The sequence below is a fragment of the Inquilinus sp. OTU3971 genome (assembly GCF_038440215.1).
Genome location: NZ_JASATH010000016.1, coordinates 17,535 through 29,732, shown reverse-complemented (window position 1 = coordinate 29,732; position 12,198 = coordinate 17,535). Strand labels below are relative to the sequence as shown.

Here is a 12,198-nt window from a genome sequence, read left to right as displayed (position 1 = left end):
GGTCAGCCCCGCTGGATGCGCGGGTCGAGCGCGGTCTGCAGCACGTCGACCAGGAGGTTGAGGAACACGAAGATCAGGGCCAGCACCAGGATGGTGCCCTGCAGCAGCGGCAGGTCGCGCTGGAAGATCGCGGCGTTGAGCAGGAAGCCGGTGCCCGGCCAGGCGAACACCGTCTCGATCAGGATCGAGCCGCCGAGCAGATAGCCGAGCTGCAGCCCCATCACCGCCAGGGCGGTCGGCGCGGCATTGCGGACGACATGGGCCAGCACGCTGCGCTCGCCCAGGCCCTTGGCGCGCAGCGCCTGGACGAACTCCTGGTTGAGGATGTCGCCGACCATCGCCCGCACCGTGCGGGCGATGATGCCCATCGGGATCACCGACATGGTGACGGCCGGCAGGATCAGGTAGCGGAGATGATCGAGATCGGGCCACCAGTTGCCGGAGCCGTCCGGCCCGGCCCCGGTCGGCGGCAGCCAGCCGAGCGTGGCCGAGAACACGATCACCAGCACGATGCCGAGCCAGTAATGCGGCACGCTGACCCCGAAGACGGAGAGGACCGAGGCGGCCTTGTCCAGCGCGCTGCCGCGGAAATAGCCGGCAACGAAGCCGAAGAAGGTGCCGAAGGTGAAGCCGATCAGGGTGGCTGCGGCGGCGAGGATCAAGGAGTTCCCCACCGCCCGCCCGACCTCCGACGCGACCGGCCGGCCGGTCGCGATCGACCGGCCGAGATCGCCCTGCGCCACCTTCCACAGCCACAGCCCGTACTGCACCGGCAGCGGCCGGTCGAAGCCGTAGGCGGTCCGCATCTCGGCCTGCTGCTCGGCCGTCGCGTCGATCGGCATCACCGCGGTCAGCGGATCGCCGGGCGCCAGATGGACGAGCAGGAAGCACACCAGGCTGACGCCGAGCGCCACCGGCAGGACGTAGAGCAGCCGTCGCAGGACATAGAGGAGCATCGCTCGATTCCCGCCGGCGTCAGGGTTCCATGGTGATCGGCGAGAAGTCCTGGAACCAGTTCTGGGCCTGGACGAAGCCCCTCACCTTGCCGCTCATGGCCCGGGCGTTGACGTCATGCGCCACCATCAGGAACAGGGCGTCGTTCACGTATTTCTCATGGATCTTCTGCAGGACCTTGGCCTGCTCCGCCGGATCGAAGGTCTGGCGCACCTGGTCGAACAGCGCGTCCATCTCCGGGTCGCAATAGCCGCCCCAGTTGGTGCCGGCCGGCGCCGCCAGGTTGCACTGCAGATGCCGGATGAAACCGGTGAAGGGATCCTGGATGAAGTAGGAATAGTTCATTCCGGTGGCGCCGCGGGCGCTCGGGTCCTTCGCGCCGGCCCGCCAGATGTTGATCAGCTGGTTCCACTCCACCACCTCGAACTCGACCTGGATGCCGATCTCGGCCAGGTTCTGCTGGATGAACTCGTTCATCGGCAGCGGCTGCATCTGGCCGGAGCCGGAGGAGGAGATCAGGATCTTGGTCGCGAGCGGATGGTCCGGGCCATAGCCGGCTTCTGCCATCAGCGCCTTGGCCGCCTCGGGATCATATTTCAGCTCGAAGCTGGGATGGCCGAACCAGGGGTGGCCCGGCGGCAGGAACCCCTGGGCCGGGATCATCAGGCCGGACAGCATCTCCGTCATGCCGTCGCGGTCGATTGCCAGGTTGGCCGCCTTGCGGATGCGGATGTCGTTCCAGGGCGAGCCTTCGCCGCGCGACAGGTGCCAGGTCCAGTTGTGCGGATAGGCGTTGGTGACGATCTGGAATCCGGCGCCCTTGAGCGATTCCACCGCATCCGGCGCCGGCGCCTCGATCCAGTCGACCTGGCCGGAGCGCAGCGCGGCGACCCGGGCATTGGCCTCGGGCAGCGGCAGCAGCACCAGCTTGTCGAGCTTCGGCACCCGGGCCTCGTCCCAATAATCCGGGTTCGGGGCCAGTTCGGCCCGCTCACGCGGCATGAAGGCCGTCAACTTCCACGGGCCGGTGCCGGACGGGGTCTTGGCGAAGGCCTCCCAGTTGCGCCCGACCTTCTCCCACTGGGCGGGAGAGGACATCATGATCCAGGCAAGCTGGTAGGGCAGGGTGGCGTCCGGCGCCTTGGTGACGATCTCGACGGTCAGGGGATCGACCACACGGTACGACGCGACCGACGGAATGCGCGACTTGCCCTGCGCCGCCTGGCGCTGGTCGTATTGCGGGCTGTCGGTCTTCAAGAGCTTGTCGAGGTTCCACACCACCGCATCGGCGGTGAAGTCCGAGCCGTCATGGAACTTGACGCCCTGCCGCAGCTTGAACAGCCATCTGGTCTTGGTCGCATCGCCGGGGTCCAGGCCCCAGGCGGTGGCAAGGCCGGGCACCAGCTCCGAAGGACCGGTCGCGCTCGACAGGTCCCAGTTGATCAGCGCGTCATAGACCGTATAGCCCATGAAGCGCATGCCTTCGCCGCCATTGTCCGTCTGCCCCGTGGTCAGCGGGATGTCGGACGCGGTCATGCCGATGCGCAGCGTGCCCTGCGCCTGGGCGCCGCCGCAGGCCGTGACGGCGAGCATGGCCGCCACGGCCGCCTTGAGGATGAAGTTTCGCATGTCGGCTCCCGATTGACGTCGGGCAGCGCACACGCAAGCCGCGGGCCAGACTCGCCGACGGGCTGTCGGCGCTGGCGATGCCGGTCCGTTCTGCCCGGATTGGATGCAATCGGCGGGTCAGATTGGATACATTTTATGCGCGGCGCTCAGCCGATCGCTTCGATCGGCTCCCGCCGCATATTGTCGGGCGGCGTGCGGCGCACCCCGGGCTGGGCGGCCCAGGACGCGGCGTTGGCGATCACCGTCTGCACCTCGGCGGTGTGGTAGCTCGGGAAGGTCTCGTGCCCCGGCCGGAAGTAGAAGATCCGGCCATAGCCGCGGCGATAGGTCAGGCCGCTGCGGAACACCTCGCCGCCCTTGAACCAGCTGACGAAGACCAGCTCGTCCGGCTCCGGCACGTCGAAGAACTCGCCATACATCTCCTCCTGCGGGAGCTCGATGTAGCGGTCGAGCCCGGCGGCGATCGGATGCGCCGGGGCGGTCACCCAGATCCGCTCGGTCTCGCCGTCCTTGCCGTGCACCCGCCAGTTGACGCTGCAACTGGTGCCCATCAGCCGGCGGAAGATCTTCGAGTAGTGGCCGGAATGCAGCACGATCAGGCCGAGCCCGCCCATGACGTGGCGGCGCACCCGCTCGACCACGGCGTCCGACACCTCCTCATGCGCCTTGTGGCCCCACCAGAGCAGGACGTCGGCGCCGTTCAGCACCTCGTCGGTCAGCCCGTGCTCGGGCTGGTCCAGCGTCGCGGTCGCGACCGGGAAGCCGCGCTGGCGCAGCGGGTCGGCAATGGCCTCGTGGATGCCGTCGGGATAGATCGCCGAGACCTCGGGGTTCTGCAGCTCGTGCCGGTACTCGTTCCAGACCAGCAGGCGGGGGAGGGTCATGTCGCTCGTCTCCGGGATTGCGCGGTCAGGGAAGGATTTCGGACAGCGACACCCATGTGCCGTCCTGGGCGCCCGACCGCATGCAGGCGAAGCTGGTGGCGAGGGAATGGATGTTGTCCTCACCCGAGGTGAAGTAGCGCGGCGGCTTGCCGTGGACAGCGGCGGCGAAGGCGTTCAGCGTGCCGGCCCGGTCGATCAGCGCCAGCGGTTTCATCGGCAGGTCCCGGACCGACCCGTCCGGCTTGCGCAGCGCCAGCTTGTCGGCGATCTCGCCGGCCATGCCGCGGGCCTGCCACACCAGCTGCCCCTCCTCGCATTCGATCGCCCATTCGCCGGTCCAGGTGGTCGGCGTGCCGCGCGACACCCAGGAGCCGTTGTAGGACACCATCAGCCCGTTCTCGAGCGCCAGCAGGGCATGGGCGGCGGCGTGGTCCTTGAACGGGCTGTCCGGCGTGTTCCAGCTGCGGCAGGCGACACGCTGCACATTCTCGCCGAAGATCATGCGCATCAGGTCGAAATGATGGATCGCCATGTCCAGCAGCAGCGGGCCTGGGATGTCGTGGTAACGGTGCCCGGTGACCTTCCAGTTCTGCCGGAAGTCGATCAGTGCCGACAGCGGCCGGCCATAGGTGCCGTCGCGCACCAGGTCGGCCACCATCTGCACCGCCGACATGTAGCGGTAGTTCTGGCTGACCATCAGGAGCCGGTCGACCCGCTTGGCCAGGTCGATCAGCTCCTGCGCCTCTTCCAGCGTCGAGGTGAAGGGCTTCTCGACCAGCACATGCTTGCCGGCCTTGAGCGCCGCCTCGCTGACGCTCTTGTGCCCGGCGGTCGGCAGCACCGCCAGGACCGCCTCGGCATCGAGCGCGGCGAGAGCCGCGTCTAGGCTGGGGAAGCATTTGTCCTCGGCCAGGCCGAGGGTTTCCTGGGCCCGTTTCAGCGCCTCCGGGCTAGCGTCGACGAAGCCGACCACATCGACCGCCTTGACCTGCGGCAGGATGGTGTGGGCCCAGTTCATGCCCCAGCCGCCGAGGCCGACCTGGATGACCTTGACCGACATTCCGTCTCCCTTCGTGCTTCCGTTATCCCGTGATGCTCACCAGCGGCCGCCGCGGCTCAGCCGGTTCAGGTCCTTCTGCAGCTGCGCCAGGTTGGTGGCGCCGTCGCCCTGCTTCGACAAGGTGCTGTGGACCGCGTTCCAGAACAGTGACGAGACCTCGCTGTATCGCTCGCCCGTCACCGCGGACGGCCTTGCCACCGCGCTGTCCAGGATCTGCCGCGTCGTCTTGAAGAACGGCCGCTTCTGCAGCAGCTCGGCATCCTCGTACAGCGCCGGAATGGTCGGCTGGTAGCCGCCCTCCAGGGCCCGTCGCTTCTGCTCGTCCCGGGAGGTCAGGTAGATGGCGAAGGCCGCCGCCTCCTTCGGGTTCTCCGAGTATTTCGAGACCGCGATCTGCCAGCCGCCCAGCGTCGCGGCGTTGCGGGCGCCGTCGCCCTCGCCCTTCGGCAGTGGCGCATAGCCGACCTTGCCCTTGACCGGGCTGTCGGCCGCCTCCGCCAGGCTGGCGGCATAGGGCCAGTTGCGCATGAAGGCGGCGTTGCCGGACTGGAACACGCCGCGGGCATCCTCCTCCATATAGTTCAGCACGCCGTCGGGGGCGATGGTGCCGATCCAGGAGGCGGCGGTGTCCAGCGCCTTGGCCGCCTGCGGGTTGTCGATCGTGATCTTGCCGTCCTGGCCGACGACGGTGCCGCCGCCGAAGCTGGCGATCCATTCCAGCGCGTCGCAGGTCAGCCCCTCATAGGCCCGGCCCTGGAAGACGAAGCCGAAGAAGCGGTCGTTGCCGGCCTGGCGCTCGCCCTCCTGGATGGTCTTGGCGGCCGCGGTCAGCTCGGCCCAGGTCCCGGGTACCTTGAGCTTGTACTTGTCCAGGAGATCCTGGCGGTAGTACAGCAGCCCGGCATCGGTATACCAGGGCAGGGCCAGCAGCTGGCCGTCACGGGTCAGGCCCTGAACGATGTTCGGGAAATACTGGTCGATCGTGGCCTGGTCGACATACTGCTTCAGGTCGACGAAGTGGCTGCCGAGGATGCCGGGCCAGATCACGTCGACCTGGAACACGTCGATGTCGCTCGACTTGCCGGTGAGGAACTGCTGGTAGAGGGCGAGCTGTTCCGAGGTCGATTGCGGGGCGGCGACGACCTTGACCGTATTGCCGGTCTTGGCCGACCAGGCCTTGGCCGCCTCGTCGCACAGCCTCGACTGGATGCCGGTCGAGCCGCAGGCGAAGGTGATCTCGGCGCCGAGGGCGGCCGAGGATGCTGCCGCGGCGAGGGCAAGAGCGGCGAGAGCGGTCAGGTGTTTCCCGGACATGGTTCCTCCTGTGGTCTCGACGAACGGATTCTGATGTCCGCTGCAATCGTTTGCAGATTAGTCGGGCGGCGGCGTTTGGCAACCGGCAATCGATGCCGCCGATCGGCATCCGCCTGTCGGAGGAGAATGGCGGCGAGGTCGCTTCGGAGATGCTTAAGGAGTACTTAAAGACATGCAGAGGGCATAATCCGCCTCAGTCACCCACAACCAGCGGTCGTGGCCGCCATGACACGGCTGAAGGTTTTCTCGATGCGAGGCTAGACAAAAAAATGGACATAAATAAATACTCCATATATTTCGATATAGTTTGCAACTCTCGGTCGGATTTCTAGGAAAATACTCCGACGCAGCGTAGGTTCATTCTCATGCATAATATGGTATGCAGCTTTTTCTGCTTTCCGGATTCTAGTAAGATCTGCTGCTGTCTTTACGAAACCTAATAAAGCTTGTGTCGTTGTCTGGTTTGTGCTACATAGTCGGCTATTACTGCTAGTTTAACTCATCTTTTAGGGAATGCGGGGAATGAACAAATACTCTGGAATCCTAAGGCGCTAGGCGAGTAGGTTTGGCAATGCCGCCCGTCTGGCAGGCTGTATGGTTTTGATATGTACCTTGAAGCCTCCCACCGATGAACACGAATGCGCTGACACGAGCTTATCTGGTCCTTGGGGGGCTTGGAGCGGCTTCGCTGATTGCTTACGGCATCTACAAGAGTTCCGTGCCGGTGAGCCAGGCCTCTACGCCAGCACCGGTGGTTCAGCCTGCGCCCGCCGATGTGAAGGTGTTCGGCGTCATGACGGCCGCCCGGTTCATCGCGCGCGGGCAGGCGATTACCCGCGAGGACGTGGCCACCACCTCGATCGTCGGCGCGGTGCCGCACGGGGCGCGGACGGCGATCGGCGACGTGGTCGGCAAGGTGGCGACGGCCGACATCATGGCGCAGCAGCTCCTACTCGATTCCACGATCTCCGCCGATCCGGCCCAGGCGGGCCTCGCCGCGCTGGTTCCCGCCGGCTACCGCGCGATCAGCATCCTGACCAATGACGAGATCGCGGTCAGCCAGTTCGTCCGGCCGGGAGACAGGGTCGACATCCAGCTCGTGCTGCCGGACACCGTCCTGAGCAAGCAGGGCGCGCTGGAGCGGCCGGAAAGCGATGCGAGTGAGGCGCGCACGGTGCTGCAGGACGTGCTCGTGCTCACCGTCGGCTCCACTCTCGGCGACCCGACCCTGGCCCAGGCCGCCGCCGAGCAAGCCGCGGGCGCCGCAGGGCGCCGCAGCGAACCGTCGCGGACTATCAGCCTGGCGATGACGCCCGACCAGATCGCCAAATTCGCCCTGGCCCGCAGCCTGGGCTCCTTCTACCTGTCCCTGCGCGGCTCCGACGACCTGCAACTCGTCGGGGACAACACCGCCAAGCTCTCCGACATCCGCGGCCCGACCCCGCCGCCGGCAGCAACCGAGCCGCCGCAGCAAAAGCCGATCGAGCTGATCGTCGGCGACAAGACCCAGCTGATCTATCCCAAGACGTCCGGAGAGCGGCGATGAGGTTTGTGGTCCGCATGCTGTGCGTCGCGGTTCTCGTCCTCGTCTCTCAGATCGCGGGGGCAGAGGAACTGCGGCTCGGCGTCGGGGCCCAGCGCGTGCTCAACCTGCCGGCGCCGATCACCCGCATCGTCGTCGGCCAGGGTGGCGTCATAGACGCGACTGCGCTGAACGAGGACCAACTGCAGATCACCGGGCTGCAATCCGGCAAGACCACGCTCAGCATCTTCACCGCCCAGTCGGATCAGGGGGTCTCCTACGACGTCACAGTGGGCGGCGCCCCGGCTGTCGCCCTGCCCACCATCCCCGACCGCGGTGATCCGGCTCGGCAGATCCGTGGTCAGCCCGGGCTGCAGGGGGTGCGGGTGAACCGCGACGGCGACACGCTGGTGCTGTCCGGCACGGTGCCGGATCTCGACTCCCACGCCCGGGCCTCGAGCATCGCCCGCGCCTATGGCGGCGGTAACGTCGTCGACCTGACCCGGGTCACCGGCAACCAGATGGTCGCGGTCGACATCCAGTTCGCGGCGGTGTCGTCGACCACGCTGCGGGCCCTCGGCTTCAACTTCGCGGCGCTGGGCGGCAGCGACTTCCAGGGGGCGATCGTCGGCCCGAACTCGCTTCAGAGCTTCCAGGCCAACCCCAACCTGTCTCTCTCGGCCTCGGTCCCGCTGGCCAGCGCCTTCAACCTGTTCCTCGGCGATCCGCGCAACGGCATCCTCGGCATCCTGAGCGCGCTGTCGCAGGCCGGTCTGACCCAGCTCCTGGCCCAGCCGACGCTGCTGGTCCGCTCCGGCGACCAAGCCGAGTTCCTGGCCGGCGGCGAGGTGCCGATCCCGGTGCCTCAGGGCGGCGCGTCGCTCGGCACCGTGACGATCGAGTACCACGAATACGGCGTGAAGCTGGAGATCGCGCCGGTGGTGATGTCGGACAAGCGCATCGTGCTCAAGGTCGCGCCCGAGGTCAGCGAGCTGGACTTCGCCAATGCGCTCGAGTTCCAGGGCTTCAGCGTGCCGGCCTTCCGCCGCCGCTCGACCTCGACCACGGTCGAGCTGGGCAACGGCCAGAGCTTCATCCTGGCCGGCCTGATGTACAGCAACAGCCAGATCAACGAGAGCAAGTTCCCCTGGCTCGGCGACCTCCCGATCATCGGCGCCTTCTTCAAGAGCACCAACAACCAGCAGGAGCGGCAGGAGCTGATCATCGTCGCGACGCCGCGGCTGGTCACGCCCCTGGCGCCCGGCAAGATCCCGCCGCTGCCCGGGGTGGATACGCGCAAGTACAATCCGACCATCGGCGACATGATCCTGAACGTTGACCAGGTTCAGGATCATCTCGCACCCTACGGGCTGATGAGGTAGGCCGCCGATGTTCCGGATCGTTGCCGCCACCACCGACACCGCCCTCGCCTCCGGCCTGATCGCCGCCCTGGAAGGGACGGCCGCCGTCATCCGCTCGGCGCCGGAGACAGCGCCGCTGGCGGAGCTGTGCGGCAAGGCGAAGCCGGATCTGATCCTGCTTGACGCCGATCCGGTCGAAGGCTTCGGCACCGCCCTCACCGAAGCGGTCCGCGCTCTGGCCGGCGCCGATCCGGACGCGCCGATCATCGTGCTCGGCGACGAGGGGGATGCCCGGTCGGTGCTGCGGGTGATCCGCGCCGGGGCCGCGGACGTCATCGACCGCGGCAGCGACCGGGAGGCCCTGCGCGGCCAGCTCGGCCCGCATCTGGCCGGCGCCCCCCGCGGCGACACCGGCGGCAGCGGCACCATGACCTTGGTGCTCAGCGGGCAGCCGGGCGGCGAGGGGCTGTTCGCAGTCAATCTCGCGGTGCTGCGGGCCAAGGCGGCGGGCGGGGCGCTGCTGGTCGACGGCGCGCTGCCGTCGAGCGAAGCCGGCGCCGCACTCAACGTGCCGCTCAACTACACCATGCGCGATGCGGTCCAGGACCTGTCGCGGCTGGATCGCACGTTGCTGTCCTCGGCGCTCGGCCATCATGTCGCCTCCGGGCTGCACATCCTGCCCCTGGCCGTGGCGGGGGAGGAGGTGCACGACATCGCGCCCGATGCCATCGTCTCGATGCTGCTGGTGCTGCGCGCGCTGTTCGGCGAGGTGGTGCTGAACGCCGGCGGCATCCGCCATCCCGGCCTGCTCGACGAGTTCGTCCGCGCCGCCGGCCGCATCTATCTCGTCGCGCCACAGAAGTTCACCGCGGTCAAGGCCTGCCGCGACCTCTTGGTCCAGATCGGCCCAAACGCCCAGATGTTAGACCGCGTTACCCTGGTGGTCGAGGACCATATGCCGGGGATCGGCCTGACCGAGGAGCAGATGCGCGAGGCGCTCGGCGTGCGCCGGTCGGTGCGGCTGCCCGCGGCCCGGATCGAGCTGATCAACGCGCTCAACGCCGGCCGCCCGCTGGTGCTGGAGCAGCCGCGCGCGTCCTATAGCCGGACGCTGGAGAAGCTCGCGGCCGAGGGCGCGTCGGCCTCCAGCCCGACCGCCCGGTCGGCATCGCGCGGCATCGGCCTGTTCGGCCGGCTGCGGACATCGTGAGGGCCCGGCGATGGCAGGGCTGATCAACAGCGTTGGAATGAGAGCTGCGGCGGATCCCGAGCTGGCCGCCGCCGAGTTGCGCACCACCGACGGCTATCAGCGCACCAAATTCGCCATCTTCAACCTCGTGCTGGAGCAGCTCGAGGCGCTCGGCATCACCGCCGAGACCGCCAGCGCGGCGATGATCCGGGACGGTGTCGAGCAGGGCATCACCCGCTTCGCCGCCAAGGAAGGGCTGGCGCTGAACGCCGCCGAGCGGGCGCTTCTGGCGTCCGAGGTGCAGAACGAGGTGGTCGGCCTTGGCCCGATCGAGCCGCTTTTGAAGGACCCGACGATCGACGACGTGATCGTCAACGGGCCGTTTCGGATCTATGTCGAGCGCGGCGGCCAGCTCTCGGCAGTGCCGGTCCGGTTTCGCGACAGTGCGCATCTGATGAACATCATCCAGCGCATCGTCAGCCCGATCGGCCGCCGAGTGGATGAGGCGACGCCCTATGTCGACGCTCGCCTGCCAGACGGGTCGCGGGTCAATGTCGTGATCCCGCCGGTCGCGCTGGACGGGCCGATGGTGTCGATCCGCAAGTTCCGGGTCCATGCCATGGGCGGGCAGGACTATGTGCGGCTCGGCTCGATGAGCTCGGAGATGCTGGGCTTTCTGGCCGCCGCCGTGCGCTCGCGCCTCAACATCCTGATCTGCGGCGGCACCGGCTCGGGCAAGACCACCCTGCTCAACATGCTCAGCGGCTATATCGAGGAGAAGGAGCGGCTGATCACCATCGAGGACGCGGCCGAGCTGCAGCTGCGGCAGAGCCATGTGGTGCGGCTGGAGACGCGGCCGCCCAATCTCGACGGCAGCCGCGAGGTCACCGCCCGCGACCTGGTGCGCAACGCCCTGCGGATGCGGCCCGATCGTATCATCCTGGGCGAGGTGCGCGGCGCCGAGGCGGTCGAGATGCTGCAGGCGATGAGCACCGGCCATGACGGGTCGATGGCGACGATGCACGCCAATACCAGCCGCGACGCCTTCGGCCGGCTGGAGATGCTGCTCGGCTTCGGTGGCCTCACGGCCGATCCGAAGACCCTGCGACGCTACATCGCCAACAGCGTCCAGATCATGGTCCAGGTCAACCGCATGGCCAACGGCAAGCGGCGAGTTACTTCGGTCTCCGAGCTGACCGGCCTGGAGGGCGACAGCTACAGCCTGAACCAACTCTTCACTTTCGAGGAGCAGCCGCCGCTGAGCGGGCTCGGCGAGTTCCGGGTCCATTCGGCGCGCCCGTTCTACGCTCACCGGCTGGTCGGCGCGCCCGACCTTCGGGCCGCCATGGGGGTGGCGCCATGACCGGCTTCGGCTTCCTGCTGCTTGGCATCCTGGCGCTGTTCGTCATGGCCGGGCTGAGCCTGCTGGCCGGCCGCGCCCAGCGCCGCCGGCAGCAGCAGGTACAGGAACGGCTGCAGGCGCTGCGCAGCGCGGTGCCGATCGGCGAGACGGCGGCCGCCGGGTGGACCGCCGCCCCGGCCCGGATGCCGCGTCTGCTGCGGCTGTGGCTGGCCAGGGCCGACCTGGCGCTGTCGCCGCGCCTCTTTGTCGCCGCCGGCCTGCTGCTGGCCGGCATCGTCGCCGGTCTCGCCTGGCTGTTCGGCCCGATCGCGGCGGCCGCGGTTGCGGCGGCCGTCCCGGCCGGCAGCCTCTACGTCTTGGGGCACCTGGCCAGCCGGCGCCTCAACGCCTTCATCGCCGGCCTGCCGATGTTCCTCGACGCCGTGCGCCAGTTGCTGATGGTCGGCAACTCGACGCAGCAGGCGTTGCTCAAGGCGGCGGAACATGCGTCGCCGGCGCTGCTGCGTTACCTGCAGCCGATGATCCGCCGCATCAACAACGGTGCGCCGATTCCGGAGGCGGTGTCCTGGCTCGCCGGCCGGCTGGAGGTGCCGGAGCTGTACATGCTGGCGACGGCGATCGAGACCAATTTCCGCTTCGGCGGCCGGCTGTCGGCAGTGCTTGCCAATCTGGTGCAGATCCTGCGCGACCGGGCGCGGGTAGGGCGCGAACTCAAGGCGGCGACGGCGGAGATCCGATTCAGCGCGATCATCCTCGGCCTGATGCCGATCATCGCCGCGGCGATGATCGGCATGGTCAAGCCGAGCTACGTACTGTTCTTCCTCGAAGCCGAGCAGGGCCCCCGGCTGGCGGCGATTGCGGTCGGGCTGCAGTTGCTCGGCATCCTCATCATGCGTCGCATCATGCGGCTGGAGTTCTAGGC

Annotated in this window: 10 protein-coding genes; 5 read left to right on the top strand and 5 right to left on the bottom strand. The window is 67.8% G+C overall.

What is annotated here, in order from left to right; translation table 11 throughout:
* Window positions 1-2: 2 nt before the first annotated feature.
* The 5 genes from AAHM41_RS06310 to AAHM41_RS06290 all read right to left on the bottom strand — a co-directional run bounded on the left by AAHM41_RS06310 (window position 3) and on the right by AAHM41_RS06290 (window position 5,841).
* Complete coding sequence (locus AAHM41_RS06310; RefSeq protein WP_342235671.1) at window positions 3-956, bottom strand: ABC transporter permease; 954 nt, start codon at window positions 954-956, stop codon at window positions 3-5.
* Window positions 957-975: 19 nt separating this feature from the next.
* Entirely contained in the window at window positions 976-2,583 is a 1,608-nt protein-coding gene (locus AAHM41_RS06305) for an ABC transporter substrate-binding protein (protein ID WP_342235670.1), read from the bottom strand.
* Window positions 2,584-2,729: 146 nt separating this feature from the next.
* On the bottom strand, window positions 2,730-3,467 hold the full coding sequence (locus AAHM41_RS06300) for a ThuA domain-containing protein (protein WP_342235669.1): 738 nt from the start codon (window positions 3,465-3,467) through the stop codon (window positions 2,730-2,732).
* A gap of 25 nt (window positions 3,468-3,492) precedes the next feature.
* Window positions 3,493-4,527, bottom strand: coding sequence for a Gfo/Idh/MocA family protein (locus AAHM41_RS06295; protein ID WP_342235668.1), 1,035 nt, complete (start codon window positions 4,525-4,527; stop codon window positions 3,493-3,495).
* Between the two features lie 36 nt (window positions 4,528-4,563).
* Window positions 4,564-5,841, bottom strand: a complete 1,278-nt coding sequence (locus AAHM41_RS06290; RefSeq protein WP_342235667.1) for an ABC transporter substrate-binding protein — start codon at window positions 5,839-5,841, stop codon at window positions 4,564-4,566.
* A 628-nt stretch (window positions 5,842-6,469) separates the two neighbouring features.
* On the opposite strand from AAHM41_RS06290, the gene cpaB reads away from it, so the two are divergent.
* Genes cpaB through AAHM41_RS06265 form a run of 5 tightly spaced genes read left to right on the top strand, consistent with a single transcriptional unit; the run spans window position 6,470 to window position 12,196 of the window.
* Complete coding sequence (cpaB, locus tag AAHM41_RS06285; RefSeq protein WP_342235666.1) at window positions 6,470-7,387, top strand: Flp pilus assembly protein CpaB; 918 nt, start codon at window positions 6,470-6,472, stop codon at window positions 7,385-7,387.
* Entirely contained in the window at window positions 7,384-8,745 is a 1,362-nt protein-coding gene (locus tag AAHM41_RS06280; RefSeq protein ID WP_342235665.1) for a type II and III secretion system protein family protein, read from the top strand. The genes cpaB and AAHM41_RS06280 overlap by 4 nt, the downstream gene beginning before the upstream one ends.
* 7 nt (window positions 8,746-8,752) lie before the next feature.
* Complete coding sequence (locus AAHM41_RS06275; protein WP_342235664.1) at window positions 8,753-9,934, top strand: AAA family ATPase; 1,182 nt, start codon at window positions 8,753-8,755, stop codon at window positions 9,932-9,934.
* Between the two features lie 37 nt (window positions 9,935-9,971).
* Window positions 9,972-11,276: a CpaF family protein gene (locus AAHM41_RS06270; RefSeq protein WP_342235663.1), complete on the top strand. Its 1,305-nt coding sequence runs from the start codon at window positions 9,972-9,974 to the stop codon at window positions 11,274-11,276.
* Window positions 11,273-12,196, top strand: a complete 924-nt coding sequence (locus AAHM41_RS06265) for a type II secretion system F family protein (RefSeq protein WP_342235662.1) — start codon at window positions 11,273-11,275, stop codon at window positions 12,194-12,196. Before AAHM41_RS06270 ends, AAHM41_RS06265 begins: the two co-directional genes overlap by 4 nt.
* The last annotated feature ends 2 nt before the right edge of the window (window positions 12,197-12,198 follow it).